This is a genomic window from Mesorhizobium sp. PL10 (genome assembly GCF_053714315.1).
This window is the reverse complement of the sequence record NZ_JBSKBR010000002.1, coordinates 76,991-92,870: the sequence shown is the minus strand read 5'-3', so window position 1 is coordinate 92,870 and position 15,880 is coordinate 76,991. Positions and strand designations below refer to the sequence as shown.

The window sequence follows — 15,880 nt, the reverse complement described above, 5'->3', positions numbered from 1 at the left end:
CGCTCAGCTTGACGACAAGCCCAGGATCAGGCCGCTCGGCTGGCCCACAACGCGCCGCGCTCGAAGATGGTTCGCATTTGCGGCACGGAAAACTCATCCGCCGTGTGGCCGAGCGAGCTGAAGAAGACGCGGCCCTTGCCGTATCGGCGCTTCCAGACCACGGGCATGACGACGCCGTCGATGAAGTCGAGATGATCGCCGGAGAACGTCGTCGTCGCCAGCACCTCGTTGCTCGGGTCGACATGCATGTAATACTGCTCGGAACGGTAGGCGAAACCGTCGATGCCCCGCACGATCGGATCATCGCTGGTGATGTCGACACGGTAGTCGATGATGTCGCCGGGATGGGCGACCCATTGGCCGCCGGTCATGAACTGATAGTTCGGCTCGTTGCGGAAGCTGTCGCCCATGGTGCCGTGAAACCCAGCAAGGCCGGATCCACCGCTGACGGCGGCGACGAGGTTCTGCAGCTCCGGCTTTTCGATCGTCGCCATGGTGATCATTGGGACGATCAGATCGACGGTCGACAGCTGCGGATCGGCGAGCGCGGAGGTGCCCTGCTCTATCCGCACGTCAAAGCCATGCCCGGTCAATATATCGCTGACGACTGAGGCGCTGCGCGCCGGCGTGTGGCCTTCCCAGCCGCCCCAGAAAATCAGTGCCGTCTTGCCCATATCAGTCTCTCCTTCGGTCGGCGCCATTGATAGGCAAGCGGAACGCTTTTGTCTTCCCTTTCCAGGGGCCATTTGTTGCCGGCAAGCCGAACGATTGGGGATGAATCCGGTGGACGAGGAACGATTGGCCGCGCCTGGCGTCTTGTTTCGATGCAGGACTGCACTCAAATCTGTCTTTGCGGCCGGGTAGATGTCCGCCCGATCCGCCACGACCGACCGGAACACCTCTCCGGAGAGCCTGCCCCATGAGCTTCGATCAGACAACTGTCGCCGCCTATCTGGAAGTCATCACCATCAACCTCGTCCTGTCGGGCGACAATGTGGTGGTGATCGGCATGGCGGCCGCGGGCCTGGCAAAGGCTTTGCGCCAGAAGGCGATCATCGCCGGCATTGCCGCCGCGGCGGTGATCCGCGTCGTCTTTGCCGTGATCGCCGTTCAGCTCCTGGAAATCCCCGGGATCATGCTGTTCGGCGGCCTGCTCTTGTTCTGGGTGTGCTGGAACATGTTTTGGGAATTGCGCTCGGCCGGTGACAGTGAGGACACCGACCAGGCCGACGCCGACCTTGCCGGGTCAGCGCTTGCGGCGGTGCGGCCGGCCAAGGCATTGCGCACGGCGATCCTGCAGATCGTCGTCGCCGACGTCTCGATGTCGCTGGACAATGTGCTGGCGGTTGCGGGCGCTGCCGCCCATGACATGAATGCGCTGGTGTTCGGCCTCATCCTGTCGGTGGTGCTGATGGCTGTCGCCTCGACGCTGGTGGCGGCGCTGCTTGCCAGATACCGCTGGATCGGCTGGCTCGGCCTGGCGATCATCGTCTATGTCGCCGGCAACATGACGCTGGACGGCGTCGAGCAGCTGAGAACCGTCGACTACCACGCGCTGCTTTCGCCAGCCGCGAGCTAAAGCAATTCCAGGAAAAGTGTGCAGCGGTTTTCCGTCCGGAATTGCGGCAAAACATGCCCCGTAGCATTCAAGCGATGTCGAAAATCCGCCCGGGGTTGAGGATGTTGTGCGGATCGAACGCCGCCTTGAGGCGGCGCATGGCCGATATTTCGGCGTCGCTGCGCACCAGGCCCAGCCATTTCTTCTTGTCGAGGCCGATGCCGTGTTCGGCCGAGACAGAGCCGCCGCATGCGGCCACGCCGCGATAGATGATCTCATAGGCGGCGGCCGGTTCCCTGGTGTCGACCTGATAGTGCAGATTGCCGTCGCCGAGATGGCCGAAGACGTAGATCTCGGCGCTGCCATCCTTGGCGCGGATCGCCGCTTCGGCGTCGCGCAGGAAAGCCGCCATCGTCGCCAACGGAATGGAGATGTCGACGCCGATCAGGCCCTCGATCGCAAACAGGAAGCGGTTGGCCTCTTCGCGCACGTCCCAGAGCGCACGGAATTCGCGCGGCGACTGCGAGACGACCACGTCATCGACGATGCCGTCCTCGACGGCCTGCATTAGCACCGAAGCGAAACGCTCGCCGTCCAGCTCGGCTTGGTTGCCCTGGATCTCGGTCAGAACATAAACCGGCGCGCCGGCAGGCAGCGGCGCCGGCGCGGCCATGCCGGCTATCATGGCGCCGTAGAGCGGCGAAAAGTTCACCTCATAGGCCGAGAGCAAGGGGCCGAGCCGCTGCTTGAGCAGCCCGAGCAGCGCGATAGCCGCGTCCAGCGAACCAAGCGCGCAGAAAGCGACGACCTCGGTGGCGGGCTTCGGATGCAGGCGCAGGCAGGCGCGCGTGACGACGCCCAGCGTGCCTTCGCTGCCAATGAACAGCTGGTTGAGATCGTATCCCGAATTGTTCTTGGCCAAGCCGCGCAGCGAGGTCAGGATCGAGCCGTCGGCAAGCACCGCCTCCAGTCCCAGAACCTGGGCGCGGTACATGCCGTAGCGCAGCACGCGGATGCCACCGGCATTGGTGGCGATGTTGCCCCCGACCGTTGCCGTGCCGCGCGCGCCGATGTCGACGCCGAACATCAGGCCGGCCGCATCGGCTGCTTCCTGCACCATCTGCAGCGGCACGCCAGCCTCTGCGATGATGGTTGCCGCCGCGCGGTCAGGCGCTTCGACTGCGGTCATGCGCTCCAGCGACAGAACCGCTTCGCCCGGCTGCACGCGCGCGGCGCCGGCCAGCCCGGTGCGGCCGCCATGGACGACCAGCTTCTGGCCAAGGCCGCTGCAAACGCGGAGGATTTCGGCCACCTCGGCGGCACTGCGCGGACGCAAGACCAATTCGGGCCGGCCTCCGCCCTTGCCGGAGAGATCGTCGCCATAGCGCGGATCGACCGCATCGCCGGTGACAACAGCGGCGGCGTCGAGCCGCTGATAAAGCTGGGAAAGAAGCTTATTGATCTGTTGTGTCATGGTTCCTGGAAGTTTGGCTTGCTCGCTGCGGTCGAGACTTTGATGCGGGACAATTTTCGCGTCAATTGAATAAATTTACGCACGGTATAATTTGTCATTGCGCGTTGAAACCACAGACGTTTCCTGTAAATTTCGTCTTGAAGGTTGCGTGGCGCCGCACCGGCTACGGGACCGGGGGCAGCGGGAGTGACCAAGGTTCTGGCGCATGCCAGACGAGGGATCGAATGACGAAGCACAAGACGATGGAGGACTTCGCCCGCTCCTGCGGCGTCTCCAGGCCGACGCTGTCGAAATATTTCGACGACCCGACCAGCGTCAAGCCGGCAACGCGCAAGCGCATCGAGGAGGCGCTACGCTCGTCCGATTACCAGCCCAATCTGTTTGCCCGCAACCTCAATCGCAAGCGCACCCGCAGCATCGGCATCCTCGTGCCGACGGTGGCCGATCCCTTTTATTCCGAAATGGTTAGCCGCATCGAGCTCAGGCTGCGCGACGAGGGCTACTGGCCGATCGTCATTTCCTCACACGGTTCGTGCGAGCTCGAAGTCGAGGCGACGCGCACCATCCTGTCGCTGAAAGTCTCAGGCGCGCTGATCGCGCCGCTTGGCTTGCGCTCGGACCGCCGCGCGCTGGAGAAGCTGACGCAGACAATGCCGATCGTCTATTTCGACACCTATCTCGAAGGCGGCGCACCCTTCGTCGGCAACAACAACGCCCAGAGTGTCTCGACCATCGTCGACTATCTCTGCCGCTCCGGCGACGCGCCGGTCTATTTCGATATCCCGCACGTCAACCACAATTCGCAAGAGCGGCTGAACAGCTATGTCGGCGCCATGCAGCGGCTGGGCCAGGAGCCGGTGGTGATCGGCAACACAAGCGACTACACATGGGATTTCGAGCGCATCGGCTACGAGCAGATGGAACAGATGCTTGGGGCTGGCGGCCTGCCGGGCAAGACCGTGGGTCTGCCCGGCAAGACCATATTGTGCGCCAACGACCGCCTGGCCTTCGGCGTGATGGCGGCAGCCTTCGCGCAGGGCAAGAAGGTCGGCCGCAAGGCGGACTGCGACCTGCGCGTCGCCGCCCATGACGACCATCCGCTGAGCCGCTACACCTGCCCCGCTCTGACCACCATCGCGCAGGATTTTGCCGCCATGGCGGGGCGCAGCGTCGAGACGCTGCTCGCTTTGCTCAATGAGGACACAGCGAGCGTCGCGCCGAAGGTCAGCCTCGACGCCGCCCTGGTGATGCGCCAGTCAGCTTGAACATGTCCTTCAGGCAAGCAGGCTTGCCGCTTCCTCCTCGCCAAGCAGCGGCGGCTGGTCGACCGTGCCGTTGACGGCTACCGAGCCGCGGCTTTCGCCCGAAGCCAGGATCGCCTCCATGATCTCCAGCACGTGCAATGCCAGTTCGCCCGAGGCGCGTGGCTTTCGTCCGGTGCTCAGCCCGCGCGACATTTCGGCGACGCCGAGCATGCGGTAGTTGGCGCGGTCGGGCGCGGCATAGGGCCAATTGCGGGCGCCGTAGAGTTCGCCCTCGCTGGCGAAATCGGCCCAGTCGGCGCCTCCGGCCGACAGCGAGACGGTGCCGCCGAACGTGTCGGGATCGGGCAGCCTGAGCGAACCTTCGGTACCGTGCAGTTCGATCGGATGGTTGGAGTGTCTGAAGACATCCCACGAGGCGCCGAAGGTGACGGTGGCGCCGGACCGGAATTCGAGCAGCGACAATATGTTGGTGGGCGTACCGACCTTGAACGTGGTGTTCTTGAACGGACCGTCGGCAGTGATCAGCCTCTCCTCCTGGCCGCGCGCCGCCATCGCCATGACGCGATCGACCGGCCCGAGCAGATTGACCAGCATGGTCAGGTAATAGGGACCCATGTCGAACACCGGACCGCCGCCCGGCTGATAATAGAATTGCGGATTGGGATGCCAGTGTTCCATGCCGCGTCCCATCATGAAGGCGGTGCCGGTAACTGGTTTACCAATGGCGCCGTCATCCATCAGCCGCCGCGCCCGCCGGCCGGCAGCACCCAAGAACGTGTCCGGCGCCGAGCCGATCAGCAGCCCGCGCTGCGCCGCCTCGGCGACAAGACGCCTGCCATCCGCGGCTGATGTCGCCAGCGGCTTTTCGGTGAAGACGTGCTTGCCCGCCGAAAGCGCTGCAAACGAAATGTCGAAATGCGCCGCCGGAATGGTCAGGTTCAGCACGAGTTCGATGTCGGGGTCGGCGAGAAGCGCGTCGACGCCGAGCGCGCGGATGCCATATTCGCTGGCGCGGAGTTCAGCCATATCGGCCGAAATGTCGGCGCAGGCGCGCAACTCGACGCCCCCGAAGAGCGCTGCATTGCGCAGATAGGTCATCGAGATGTTGCCGCAGCCGATGACGCCGATACCGAGCCTTGTCTTTGATTTTGCGTGCATTTCCAGCTCTTCCTCCAAAGCCAATAGCATGTTGCGGAGATCATACCCACCGCAGCGGTCCACCCCTGAAATCCGTATAGAGCATTTTAAATATTGACGCGCGTAAAATTTTTATAGAGCATGTGGTAACGCTGGCGTGTCGGGAGGCTGCTAACCTGGGAGGAGCAATGTCTGACATGAAAAAACGGCCGACCGCCGGTTCCGGGCTCGTGGGTCATGCGTGCATTGGATTTTGCCGTCGCGGTCAGGGGCCGCGACAGGTTCAGGCATAGATCACCTTGGCCCCGATCGTATCAAGCTGGGTGCGTATTGGACCGGGCAGGCCATCGTCGGTGACCACCACATCGACCCCCGACAGCGAAAATGCCTTGGAGGTCCCGCTGATGCCCCATTTGCTCGAATCCGCAAGAAGGACAACGCGCCGGGCCATGCGAACGAGGTTTCGCTTCGTTCGCGCCATGTCTTCGTTCACGTCGACCACATCGAGCGAGAAGTCTATCGCATGCGCGCCGACAAAGACCTGATGCGCGACCAAGCCGCCGAGAGCCGTGTCGGCATCGGTGATCAGCGTGCTCACCGTGTCTGGATAGACCCGGCCACCGATCATGTGAACGTCGAGCCCGGGCCGATGCATCAGGTGCTGGACGATATTCATCGCCGTGGCCGCGACCACGACATTGCTGAGCGGCGGTAACTGCATGGCAAGCTGCATCAAGGTCGAGCCGCCGTCGAAGATGACCGATTGGTTGTCCTCGAACAGCTCTACCGCTGCCCGGGCGATGCGTTTCTTTGCATCGAGGTTGGTTTGCATCCGCCGGGCGAATGCGGCCGTGGTCGAATCCGTGGTCCGGGTCACCGCGCCTCCGCGGGTCTTGGTCAGCAGTCCCTTGCGATCCAGTATCTCGAGGTCGGAGCGCACCGTGACTTCCGACACGCCAAAATCGTCCGACAGGTCCTTGATGCGAACCTGTCCGCTGCGTTGCACCTCGCCCAGGATCGATTGGCGTCTCTGCTCTGACAACATTGCCCTGTCCTTGCCTCCATGCGCCAGGCGATCGCCCTGGCCTCGGCTCACTCTACCAAAAATACGCAAATTCGAAAGCTTTCGAAAGATTGCTTTTGTGGTTTCTTTCGCAAACACTGGGTTTTAGATTTCGAAACCAATCGATTGGAGAATTTTGCAGTCATGAGCCTCGGAACCAAGGTGCGCCTTGCGCGCCTCTTCTCACATCCATCGGGGAACCTTTTTGGCGGTGCGGTCGACCACTTCGTCGGCTATGGCGACGTGCGAAAAGGCGGCCTTGCCGACCTGCCGGGCGCGCTTGCGCGCGTCATGGTTGGCAAACCCGACTATGTCAGCATCCAGCCCGGCACCGCGCGCCATCTGTGGCCGCAATATGCAGGCAAGGCTTCCCTGGTGATCCAGGCGGGCTGCTTCACCCCGGACGATCGCATCAGTGAGTTGATTGCAACGCCCGAGGATGCGGTACGCGCGGGGGCCGATGCGCTGGCGGTGGCCATTCCGGTGCGCGGCGCGACCGAGGGTAAGTACATACGCTGGCTGACCGATTCCGTGAATGCGGCGGCCCGCTACGGCATGCCGGTGGTGGCGCATATCTACCCTCGCGATTTCACCGACGGAGCAAAAATCGTCTTCACCCCCGACGAGATCGCCTATGCGGCGCGCGTCGGCTACGAGTCCGGCGTCGACGTGATCAAGATCGGCTACACGGGCGATTTCGAGTCGTTCCGTGAGACCGTTCGAACCTGCCCGGTGCCGGTCGTGATCGCCGGTGGTCCGAAGACCGACACGCTGCTCGGCGCGCTTCAGCAAACGGCGGACGCCATCCGTGCCGGCGCGCGCGGCGCCGTGGTGGGCCGCAATCTCTGGGGGCATGGCGATCCGGAGAAGGCGGCGCTTGCCTTTCGAGGCGTCATCCATGACGGCCTTTCGGCGCAGGACGCGCTGGCGAAGGCGGGTGCCTGAACGATGCCCACCGTCCCTTCAATCCTCGGCTTCGGAGCTATCGCGATCGACGACATCGTCTATGTCGATCAGCCGTTGTCGGCGGGCAAGGGGAAGGTTCTGCAAAGTGCCCGTGCTTTCGGGGGAAATGTGGCGACGGCGCTGGCCGCCGTCGTGCGGCTCGGCGGAAGCGCCGGCTTCGTCGGATGGCTGGGCAGCGCCGCCGACGACGCCGTGCTGTGCGATCTCGTTGCGAGCGGCGTTGAAACCGCGTTCGCGCCGCGCCACGCCGATGCGCGCCCGGTGCGCTCGCGGATCACCGTCGGCTCGGACGGGGAACGGTTCATCGCGTATGACGACGATGCGATGCTGGGCACCGCTCCGGACTTTCCGGACGATATCCTCAGTCGCGCGACAGTCCTGATCGTCGATAGCTACGCGATCCGGTCGCTGGATGTCGTGGCTCGGGCTCGCGATCTCGGGCTCGCGATCCTCGGCGACGTCGAATGGAGCAGCGGCCCAGCCACCGAAAGACTGATCTCGCTCTGCGACCATCTCATTCTTCCCCTCGGCTTTGCGCGGACCGCCACGGGCCGCCGATCGCCGGCCGAGATACTCGATGCATTGTGGTTGCCGTCGCGGTCCGCCGTGGTTCTGACGGACGGCGGCAGGGGTGTCTATTATCGCGGACGCGACGAGACAGGGCTCTGGCACCTGCCTCCGCACCGGGTAGCCGTCGTCGACTCGACCGGCGCCGGTGACTGCTTTCATGGCGCCTATGCCCATGCGTTGACGCGCGGAGCCGACACCGCAGGCCGGGTGGCATTCGCGGCCGGGGCCGCGGCTCTTTCGATAACGGGACGGGGCGGGCGCGAGGCGCTTCCGACCGACGACCAGGTCACCGAACTCCTGGCATCGGCGAACGCTCCGTCGGCTGTCGAGCTGAAATATGCGCAACTCGATACCGGAACATAGCCTGAACTATCCGAGGAAATATCGCAAGTGAACGCAGCCGAGAATAATCAGAACAAACAGTGGCTTAGACTTGTGGAGGGAGGAAGATGGCAGAAGTCATTCTTGAGAATATATGCAAGACCTACGGGAACAATTTTCGCGCAATCGACCAATTGAACCTATCGGTCGAGGACGGTGAGTTCTTGATTCTCGTCGGGCCGTCCGGCTGCGGTAAATCCACCGCGTTGCGAATGATCGCGGGATTGGAGGACATTTCCAGCGGCAGCCTTCGGATCGGCGGAATCGACGTCGTCGACATGCCGCCCAAGGACCGCGACATCGCGATGGTCTTCCAAAGCTACGCGCTCTACCCGCATATGACGGTCTTCGAAAATATCGCCTTTTCGATGCGGCTGGCAGGCAAGCCGAAAGCCGAGCGCAAGAAGCGCGTGGACGAGATCGCCAAAACCCTTCAGCTGACGTCTTTGCTGGACAGCAAACCCGCAAACCTTTCAGGCGGACAGCGTCAACGGGTTGCCATGGGCCGCGCCATGGTGCGCGAGCCGGCCGCCTTTCTCATGGACGAACCCCTTTCCAACCTGGATGCGAAACTACGCGTTCAAATGCGCGCCGAAATCACCAGCCTGCAAAAGCAGCTCGGTGTCACGACCATATATGTGACCCACGACCAAATCGAAGCGATGACGATGGGGGACAGGGTCGCGGTGTTGAAAGGCGGCGTGCTGCAGCAGGTCGACACGCCCAAGAAGCTCTACGCGTCGCCGGTGAACGCTTTCGTTGCCGGGTTCATCGGGTCTCCTTCGATGAACCTTTTTGAGGCGACACTGACGGGCGACGAACTGATCTCCGACGCCTTCGCCATCCGGCTTCAGGATGCCGCCTTCGTGCGCAGGCCGGGCTTGAGGTCATATGCAGGGCGCAAGGTCGCATACGGGATCAGACCGGAGCATCTCTATGACAGCAGCCTCGAGTCCGGCCGCAAGTATCAGACGATACCGGCAAAGGTAACCTCGATCGAAGAACTCGGGTCCGAACACATCGTCCATCTGAACATCGACGCGGTCCGGGTGGACTCCGGCGACCCGGACGCGGCGCAGGATTTCGGCCTGGCGTCTAACGCGGTGGCGAGATTCGAACCCATCAGCACCGTCCACTCCGGCTCGGAAATCCGGTTGGCCCTGGATGATACCAAGCTCCATTTCTTCGATCCCGAGACGCATCTGGCGATCTGAAGACCCGCGGCAAGACCCTCAGGCGAGGGTGAGGCGCCTGCGTAAGAAAACTGAATAAACCAGACGATCGTCCGCATTGTGCGGCCGGTCCTAAAGAAGGAGGAGAACATGACGTTTCGTATAAAGCCCACGATGCTGAAAATTGCAGCGGCCGCATGGTTGCTTGGCGCAACCGGCGCCATGGCGGACACGACGCTGGAATTCACGCAATGGTGGGAGCCAGAATTGCCGGCCGGCTCGCTCAGGGCAATCATGGATGACTTCGAGGCCGCAAACCCCGGAATCAAGGTGACGCTGGTCAGCGGCCCTTACGCGACCACGCGAGACCAGATCTCGGTTGGCGCTGCAACGGGGACGCTCAGCGATGTCGTCGGTCTCGACGGCGCGTGGGTGAACAATCTGAATGCGCAGGGTGCGCTCGCCGACATGAACCCGATGATGGATGCGGGCAAGTTCGATAAAGCCCAAGTCGCCGATATCATCAAGGTGGACGGCAAGGCGGTGATGTTTCCCGTGGCTTCGTTCGTCTATCCGGTCTTCGTGAATTTGGACCTCGCTGCCCAGGCCGGCGTGACCAAGCTGCCGTCGACCCGCGCGGAGTTCCTCGAAGCCGCCAAGAAGATGACGCACGCCGACAAGAACCAGTATGGCTGGGTGCTGCCCCTGTCGCTGCAGACGCCATCCGGTGTCCAGAACGACATGATGTCGTGGGTCTGGGCTTCGGGTCAGTCGATGATGGCGAACGGCAAGCCCGACCTCGAGGGCAAGCCGGTGGTGGATATGTTGACCTTCGTCAAATCGCTCAACGACGCCGGCACCATCTCGCCCGGCATCGCCACCAAGACCGAACAGGAAAAGGTCGAGGAATTCGTCAACGATCGCGTCGGGATGATGATCGACTCGCTCGCGCATGTGAACCTCATCCGCAAACGCAATCCCAAGCTGAACTTTGACCTCATCCCGGTCCCGGTCGTGGAAAACTATACCGGCAAGCGGGGTCTTCCCTATGCTTCCTGGGGCATCGGCATCTCTGCCGCCTCGAAACATCAGGAAGAGGCCTGGAAGCTCGTCCAGTATCTGATGAGTGAAAAGGTGAACGCCAAGCTCGTATCACTCGCAAACGCCTTCCCGGGCAACGTCAACGCCAAGCCCGACTTCGTGACGTCGGACAAGGCTTTCGGCAAGGCTTTCGAAATCTTCAAGACCGGCTATCTCGCCAACGAGTTCACGGGCCTGCCGGTGGCTGAAGACCTGATGACCCAGTTCGACGTGCAGGCTCAAAAGATGCTTGCGGGTGAGCAAACGCCGGAGGAGGCGGCCGCTGTCGCGCAAAAGGGCTGGATGGCGAAATTCTGATCGGCCTGTTTACCGTTTGCTATCTTCGGCCGGGTGGCCTGACTTCGGGCAGGCCACCCGGCAACAACGGATGGCAATTTGAGATGGCCCTGTTTTTGAAGCTCACCTTCTCTTGAAGGCGTATCCATGGTTGGCAACATGACCCGGCAGAAGCGCTCCCACCATAGACTGAAACGAGCGATCGCACCCTATCTCTATTTGTCGCCCTCGCTCGTCATCATCGGCCTTCTGATGTTGCTGCCCATGGTGACGGTGATTGGCTACTCGTTCCAGAACAGCGCGGTTCTGCGTCGTGACCCATCCTTTGCCGGGCTGAAACACTACCAGGCCATCTTCGACGATCCGGTGTTCTGGGCCTCGCTGTGGCACACGCTCTACTTCACATGCATGAGTGTCGTTTTCCATATGACCATTGGCATGGTCTTCGCACTCATGCTGAACAGCGACCGCATCAATCCGACGCTGCGCAACATTTTGCGCGTGCTCTACATACTGCCCTGGCTGTTCACGGCGGTGATCATCGCCGTGATCTGGCGCCTCCTGCTTGAGCCGAACGGTGTCGTCAATAGCATTCTCATGCAGGTGGGCATTATTGGCTCCAAGGTCGAGTGGTTTTCCTCGCCCGAGACCGCGCTGCACGCCGTCACCTTCGCCAATATCTGGGCGGGCTACCCGCTTTTCATGGTCAGCCTGCTCGCAGGCCTGCAGGGCATTCCCAAGGATTTCTACGAGGCCGCCGACATCGACGGGGCGAAGGCCTACCAGAAGCTGATCTTCATCACCATCCCGCAGTTGATGCCGATCATTATCAGCATCTCGCTGCTCGACTTCATCTGGACGATGCAGGTCTTTCCATTGATCTGGATAACGACCGGCGGCGGCCCGATCTACTCGACCGAGGTCCTGAGCACCTACACCTACAAGCTGGCATTTTCGAGCTACAACCTGTCGCAGGCGTCGGCGAGCGCTGTGGTCATCCTGCTGCTCACTCTCGCCCTGACACTTTTCTACATTCGTCATCAGAAGGCTCGGTAGTCACCATGAGGAAACGAAACTCTGGCAAGGACAAGCTGATCACCGTCGCGCTGCATGTCGCTCTTGCGGCAGGGCTGTTCTTCGCGGCCTTCCCGATCTACTGGATGCTGAGCAGCTCGTTCAAATCGAACACCGAAATCTTTGCCCTGCCGCCAACCATCCTGCCGAAGGCCTTCACGCTGGAGGCTTATGCCGCCATCTTCGGCGATCCGGTAAAGCTGCGCTTCTTCTTCAACAGCTACTTCGTGGCGGGAGTGGTGACCGTGCTGACGGTGCTGATCGCCTTGCTGGCGGCCTATGGCTTCAGCCGCTTCAATTTCCGCGGCAAGGGCAGCCTGAACACGCTCATCATCAGCACGCAGACGATACCGCCGATCACGCTTCTGATCCCCTTCTTCGGCCTTGTCGTCTCCTATGGCATCTTCGACACCTATGTCGCACTGATCCTGACTTACCTGGTGTTTACGCTGCCCTACGCGATCCTGCTGATGACGGGATATCTGAACACCTTGCCCCGCGATCTCGATGAAGCGGTGGCGGTCGACGGCGGCACCAGTTGGACAGCGCTTTGGCGGGTGATCGTCCCGATTTCACTGCCTGGCATCGTGGCGACGTCGGTCTACACATTCCTGTTGTGCTGGAACGAGTTTCTTTTTGCGCTGACGCTGACGAAGTCGACGTCCATGCGAACCGTCCCAATCGGCATCCAGCTGTTGATGGGGCAGCACGCCTTCGAATGGAACCAGATGATGGCGATGAGCGTGCTCGGCTCGCTACCGCTCTTGGTTATCTACCTCGTTGCCCAGAGGTTCTTCCTCGCCGGCATGACCGCGGGCTCGGTCAAGTAGGATGTTCCACGGAGCAGTATCAAGGAATGAAAGGATGATCGTGAAAGACCTGAAAGTCGGTTGCCAGACCTTTACCTGGGAAATGCTCGGAGACCGTTTTGCCGGCGGTCCCGACGATCTGTTGAAGGCGATCGCCGATGGCGGCTACGCCGGCATCGAGATCACCGACACGATGATCGGCCGCTATGCCGGCAAGCCGGCCGAGTTCGCCGTCGCGCTGAAATCATCCGGGCTGACGCTGGTGTCCTTCGCCTTCGGCTCGAAGAGCGGGTTTACGCTGCAGGATCAGATCGGCGCCGACCTCGAGACAGCGAAACGCTGGATCGATTTCGCCGCCGCCTTTCCCGGGGCGCTGGTGTCGATGGGCTCGGCCACCGTCGTCTCGGACGGCCCGCGCGACGACAAGTTCGCCATCTCCGCCGAGGTCTACAACAGAGCCGGCGAGATCGGCCGCAAGGCAGGTGTCCAGGTCGCCGTGCATCCGAGCTCGCATCACAACACGCTGCTGTTCGATCGCGCCGACTATGACCGCATCTTTGGCCTGATCGACGCGTCGCTGGCCGGCTGGGTGCCTGATACCGGCCACATCTTGCGCGGCGGTCAGGACATGGCCGACACGCTCACCACCTATCGTGACCGCATCCGCTATGTGCACCTGAAGGATGTCGATGCCAGCGGCACATGGGCGATGCTCGGCAAGGGCGTCTGCGATACGGCGAAGGTAATCGAGATCGCCAGCGCCGCACCCAACTTCAACGGCTGGCTGGTGCTGGAGGAGGAATCCGAGACCGCGGCCGCCGATCCGGCCAAAGGAGTCAAGACCAACCGCCAGACCATGCGCGGCTACGGAGCCTGAGACGATGACAACGAGCAAATCCCTGTCCGGCCCTGCCGCAATCGCCGCCTTGCCGCGCAACCGGCTGATCGGCGAGTTCTCGCTGTGGTCGGCTGACCTCGCCAATATGGAGCGCGACCTCAAACGCATCGAAGCCCATGCCGACATGCACCATATCGATGTCGCCGACGCCCGCTTCACTCCTGGCTTCCTGTTCTTTCCGGATCTGGTGGTGCGCATCGCAAAGCTGACCGCGAAGCCCATTCATGTGCATCTGATGGTCGAGGCCGAGATCGTCGAGGCACAGACGCGGCAGTTCATCGAGGCCGGCGCCGATCTGATCAGCGTCCATGCCGAAAATGGCGAAGCCGGTCTGCGCGCCGTGCGGCTGGCGCATGAACTCGGCGCCGAAGCCGGCGTGGTCCTGCGGCTGGAAACGCCGGTCGCGGCTGTCGCGCCCTTTCTGCCGAAGGTGGCGTTCGTGACGCTGCTCGGCACCTCGATCGGCGTCAAGGGCCAGAGCCTGTCGGAGCAGGCGTGCCCACGCCTGATCGAGGCGCGCGCGCTGATGCGCAAAGCCGGCCGTGAAGCCGACATCGTGCTTGCCGCCGATGGTGGCATCCGCCACGAGACCGTGCCGCTGCTGCGCGCCGCCGGTGCGGAAACCGTGGTGCTGGGATCGCTCGCCTTCGGCGACCCCGACCTTGCCCAGCGCATGGCCTGGTTGGGCGGGCTGGAGGTTGCCGCCTGATGAGCAAGCTTGCGCTCGCCTTTGATCTCGGCGGCACGGCGCTGCGCGGCGCGCTGGTCGAAAGCGATGGCCGTATTGTAGCTCATGCCTCGGCGCCGACGCTTGCCGGCGCGGGATCCGAGGCGGTGATCGGCCAGATCATCGCGCTCGCCGGCGATCTCATGGCGCAGCAGCCGCAGGCCGAAATTGCCGGCATCGGCGTCGGCGCGCCCGGCCCGCTCGACCCAAAGGCGGGGATCGTGATTGCGCCGCCGACGCTGGCCGGCTGGCACGACGTGCCGCTGATCGAGATATTGGGGCAGCATTTCGGCCTGCCGGTGCGGCTGGAGAACGACGCCAATGCGGCAGCGCTCGGCGAATGGCGCTTCGGTGCCGGACGCGGCAGCGGATCGCTGGTGTTCGTCACCGTGTCGACCGGTATTGGCGGCGGCGTCGTCGCAGACGGCCACATCTATCACGGCAGGCGCGGACTGGCGGCCGAGATCGGCCACATGACCATCACCGGTGAAGGCGACCGCTGCTTTTGCGGCGCCATCGGCTGCTTCGAGGCCGTGGCTTCGGGAACCGCGCTCGGACGCCGCGCCACGCGGCTGACCGCGCCGGGCGACGGCTCGCTGCTGCGGCGCCTGTCGAATGACGGCGACGTCTCTGCCAGGCATGTCGTCGACGCCTCGCGGGCCGCCGACGCCGACGCTCTCGACCTGATCGAGGCGGAAGCCAAATGGCTGGGCATAGGTTTCACCAATCTTTTGCACCTCTATTCGCCCGATCTGATCGTGATGGGCGGCGGTTTGTCCAACGGTTTCGATCTGCTGGCGCCATCGATCGCGGCGGTCGTCCAGCAGCGGGCGATGCCGGCCTACCGCGACGTGCCGATCGTGCAGGCCGAGCTTGGCGACCGCGCAGGGCTGATCGGCGCCGCCAGCCTGATCCTGTGGGAAGGCGAACCCGGTTTGCCACTGGCGATGGCGCAGGACGACAGCGGCGCGACCGCCGATGCCAGGGAGGCAAGCCATAGCTGAGCTCAAACTGCGCGGCGCGCGCAAATCCTATGGTGGCGCTTTGCGCTCCGGTGGGCTGGATGCCTACTCTTCTGCGCTCCAGGCAGAGTACTTTCGGATCATCTGCCGCTTGTCTTCCGACAAGCCCACAAGGAGATTCTCTTCGAGATAACCTTGCCTGATGAGACTGGCGAAGACCTCTATAAGCTGGGAGTAGCGATAGTCGAAGAGCTGGTCGAGCTTGCGTCGCTGTTGCCGCAAAAAGTCTTCGACTTCCCACATCTCGGACGGCGTCGTCGCTGTGCCGACCTTGCTTTTCAGATCGGCCATCGTCTTGTCGAGCGCCACCTTCAGTGCCGCATCATAGGCGCTGCGGGCGACCTTCTTTTCGGACGAAGACCAGTGTTGATCGGCGAACGTCATCGA

The 15,880-nt window shown here is 62.6% G+C and carries 16 protein-coding genes; 11 read left to right on the top strand and 5 right to left on the bottom strand.

The window, feature by feature from the left end:
- Positions 1–26: 26 nt before the first annotated feature.
- Complete coding sequence (locus ACWGTO_RS04095) at positions 27–674, bottom strand: ThuA domain-containing protein (protein ID WP_454573589.1); 648 nt, start codon at positions 672–674, stop codon at positions 27–29.
- Positions 675–919: 245 nt separating this feature from the next.
- Here ACWGTO_RS04095 and ACWGTO_RS04090 point away from each other — a divergent pair, with 245 nt between their 5' ends.
- A complete protein-coding gene (locus ACWGTO_RS04090; RefSeq protein WP_454573588.1) occupies positions 920–1,579 on the top strand; it encodes a YjbE family putative metal transport protein in 660 nt (219 codons plus the stop codon).
- A 67-nt stretch (positions 1,580–1,646) separates the two neighbouring features.
- Here the strand turns inward: ACWGTO_RS04090 and ACWGTO_RS04085 are convergent, their stop codons facing one another.
- Positions 1,647–3,032, bottom strand: coding sequence for an FAD-binding oxidoreductase (locus ACWGTO_RS04085; protein WP_454573587.1), 1,386 nt, complete (start codon positions 3,030–3,032; stop codon positions 1,647–1,649).
- 224 nt (positions 3,033–3,256) lie between these two features.
- On the opposite strand from ACWGTO_RS04085, the gene ACWGTO_RS04080 reads away from it, so the two are divergent.
- On the top strand, positions 3,257–4,297 hold the full coding sequence (locus tag ACWGTO_RS04080; protein ID WP_454573586.1) for a LacI family DNA-binding transcriptional regulator: 1,041 nt from the start codon (positions 3,257–3,259) through the stop codon (positions 4,295–4,297).
- Between the two features lie 9 nt (positions 4,298–4,306).
- Here ACWGTO_RS04080 and ACWGTO_RS04075 read toward each other — a convergent pair whose 3' ends face one another.
- Together ACWGTO_RS04075 and ACWGTO_RS04070 are read right to left on the bottom strand one after the other, a co-directional pair.
- On the bottom strand, positions 4,307–5,455 hold the full coding sequence (locus ACWGTO_RS04075) for a Gfo/Idh/MocA family protein (protein WP_454573585.1): 1,149 nt from the start codon (positions 5,453–5,455) through the stop codon (positions 4,307–4,309).
- Between the two features lie 262 nt (positions 5,456–5,717).
- Complete coding sequence (locus ACWGTO_RS04070) at positions 5,718–6,479, bottom strand: DeoR/GlpR family DNA-binding transcription regulator (protein WP_454573961.1); 762 nt, start codon at positions 6,477–6,479, stop codon at positions 5,718–5,720.
- A 162-nt stretch (positions 6,480–6,641) separates the two neighbouring features.
- Between ACWGTO_RS04070 and ACWGTO_RS04065 the strand changes: the two genes are divergently transcribed.
- The 9 genes from ACWGTO_RS04065 (at position 6,642) to ACWGTO_RS04025 (ending at position 15,475) form a co-directional block, all read left to right on the top strand.
- The gene (locus tag ACWGTO_RS04065; RefSeq protein ID WP_454573584.1) at positions 6,642–7,442 is read left to right on the top strand and encodes an aldolase; all 801 of its coding nucleotides are present in this window, start codon (positions 6,642–6,644) and stop codon (positions 7,440–7,442) included.
- Between the two features lie 3 nt (positions 7,443–7,445).
- A complete protein-coding gene (locus tag ACWGTO_RS04060; protein WP_454573583.1) occupies positions 7,446–8,396 on the top strand; it encodes a PfkB family carbohydrate kinase in 951 nt (316 codons plus the stop codon).
- An 86-nt stretch (positions 8,397–8,482) separates the two neighbouring features.
- A complete protein-coding gene (locus ACWGTO_RS04055) occupies positions 8,483–9,628 on the top strand; it encodes an ABC transporter ATP-binding protein (RefSeq protein ID WP_454573582.1) in 1,146 nt (381 codons plus the stop codon).
- Positions 9,629–9,736: 108 nt separating this feature from the next.
- Entirely contained in the window at positions 9,737–10,984 is a 1,248-nt protein-coding gene (locus ACWGTO_RS04050) for an ABC transporter substrate-binding protein (RefSeq protein WP_454573581.1), read from the top strand.
- A 138-nt stretch (positions 10,985–11,122) separates the two neighbouring features.
- The gene (locus ACWGTO_RS04045; protein ID WP_454573960.1) at positions 11,123–12,019 is read left to right on the top strand and encodes a carbohydrate ABC transporter permease; all 897 of its coding nucleotides are present in this window, start codon (positions 11,123–11,125) and stop codon (positions 12,017–12,019) included.
- A gap of 5 nt (positions 12,020–12,024) precedes the next feature.
- Positions 12,025–12,867: a carbohydrate ABC transporter permease gene (locus tag ACWGTO_RS04040; protein WP_454573580.1), complete on the top strand. Its 843-nt coding sequence runs from the start codon at positions 12,025–12,027 to the stop codon at positions 12,865–12,867.
- Between the two features lie 34 nt (positions 12,868–12,901).
- On the top strand, positions 12,902–13,723 hold the full coding sequence (locus ACWGTO_RS04035) for a sugar phosphate isomerase/epimerase family protein (RefSeq protein ID WP_454573579.1): 822 nt from the start codon (positions 12,902–12,904) through the stop codon (positions 13,721–13,723).
- Between the two features lie 4 nt (positions 13,724–13,727).
- Positions 13,728–14,453 carry a ribulose-phosphate 3-epimerase gene (locus ACWGTO_RS04030; RefSeq protein WP_454573578.1) on the top strand — a complete coding sequence of 242 codons (726 nt, stop codon included), beginning with the start codon at positions 13,728–13,730 and terminating at the stop codon, positions 14,451–14,453.
- Positions 14,453–15,475, top strand: a complete 1,023-nt coding sequence (locus ACWGTO_RS04025; RefSeq protein ID WP_454573577.1) for an ROK family protein — start codon at positions 14,453–14,455, stop codon at positions 15,473–15,475. The genes ACWGTO_RS04030 and ACWGTO_RS04025 overlap by 1 nt, the downstream gene beginning before the upstream one ends.
- 63 nt (positions 15,476–15,538) lie before the next feature.
- On the opposite strand, the gene ACWGTO_RS04020 is transcribed toward ACWGTO_RS04025, so the two are convergent.
- Positions 15,539–15,877 (bottom strand): hypothetical protein, encoded by a 339-nt coding sequence (locus tag ACWGTO_RS04020; RefSeq protein ID WP_454573576.1) that lies wholly within the window; start codon positions 15,875–15,877, stop codon positions 15,539–15,541.
- Positions 15,878–15,880 lie beyond the last annotated feature (3 nt).

What these genes read in the sequence shown, in the direction of transcription:
- ACWGTO_RS04035 (WP_454573579.1), top strand. Translation starts at nt 12,902, where the DNA reads ATGATCGTGAAAGACCTGAAAGTCGGTTGCCAGACCTTTACCTGGGAA.
- ACWGTO_RS04075 (WP_454573585.1), bottom strand. Translation starts at nt 5,455, where the DNA reads ATGCACGCAAAATCAAAGACAAGGCTCGGTATCGGCGTCATCGGCTGC.
- ACWGTO_RS04085 (WP_454573587.1), bottom strand. Translation starts at nt 3,032, where the DNA reads ATGACACAACAGATCAATAAGCTTCTTTCCCAGCTTTATCAGCGGCTC.
- ACWGTO_RS04065 (WP_454573584.1), top strand. Translation starts at nt 6,642, where the DNA reads ATGAGCCTCGGAACCAAGGTGCGCCTTGCGCGCCTCTTCTCACATCCA.
- ACWGTO_RS04060 (WP_454573583.1), top strand. Translation starts at nt 7,446, where the DNA reads ATGCCCACCGTCCCTTCAATCCTCGGCTTCGGAGCTATCGCGATCGAC.
- ACWGTO_RS04020 (WP_454573576.1), bottom strand. Translation starts at nt 15,877, where the DNA reads ATGACGTTCGCCGATCAACACTGGTCTTCGTCCGAAAAGAAGGTCGCC.
- ACWGTO_RS04040 (WP_454573580.1), top strand. Translation starts at nt 12,025, where the DNA reads ATGAGGAAACGAAACTCTGGCAAGGACAAGCTGATCACCGTCGCGCTG.
- ACWGTO_RS04055 (WP_454573582.1), top strand. Translation starts at nt 8,483, where the DNA reads ATGGCAGAAGTCATTCTTGAGAATATATGCAAGACCTACGGGAACAAT.
- ACWGTO_RS04045 (WP_454573960.1), top strand. Translation starts at nt 11,123, where the DNA reads ATGACCCGGCAGAAGCGCTCCCACCATAGACTGAAACGAGCGATCGCA.
- ACWGTO_RS04090 (WP_454573588.1), top strand. Translation starts at nt 920, where the DNA reads ATGAGCTTCGATCAGACAACTGTCGCCGCCTATCTGGAAGTCATCACC.
- ACWGTO_RS04030 (WP_454573578.1), top strand. Translation starts at nt 13,728, where the DNA reads ATGACAACGAGCAAATCCCTGTCCGGCCCTGCCGCAATCGCCGCCTTG.
- ACWGTO_RS04070 (WP_454573961.1), bottom strand. Translation starts at nt 6,479, where the DNA reads ATGTTGTCAGAGCAGAGACGCCAATCGATCCTGGGCGAGGTGCAACGC.
- ACWGTO_RS04080 (WP_454573586.1), top strand. Translation starts at nt 3,257, where the DNA reads ATGACGAAGCACAAGACGATGGAGGACTTCGCCCGCTCCTGCGGCGTC.
- ACWGTO_RS04095 (WP_454573589.1), bottom strand. Translation starts at nt 674, where the DNA reads ATGGGCAAGACGGCACTGATTTTCTGGGGCGGCTGGGAAGGCCACACG.
- ACWGTO_RS04025 (WP_454573577.1), top strand. Translation starts at nt 14,453, where the DNA reads ATGAGCAAGCTTGCGCTCGCCTTTGATCTCGGCGGCACGGCGCTGCGC.
- ACWGTO_RS04050 (WP_454573581.1), top strand. Translation starts at nt 9,737, where the DNA reads ATGACGTTTCGTATAAAGCCCACGATGCTGAAAATTGCAGCGGCCGCA.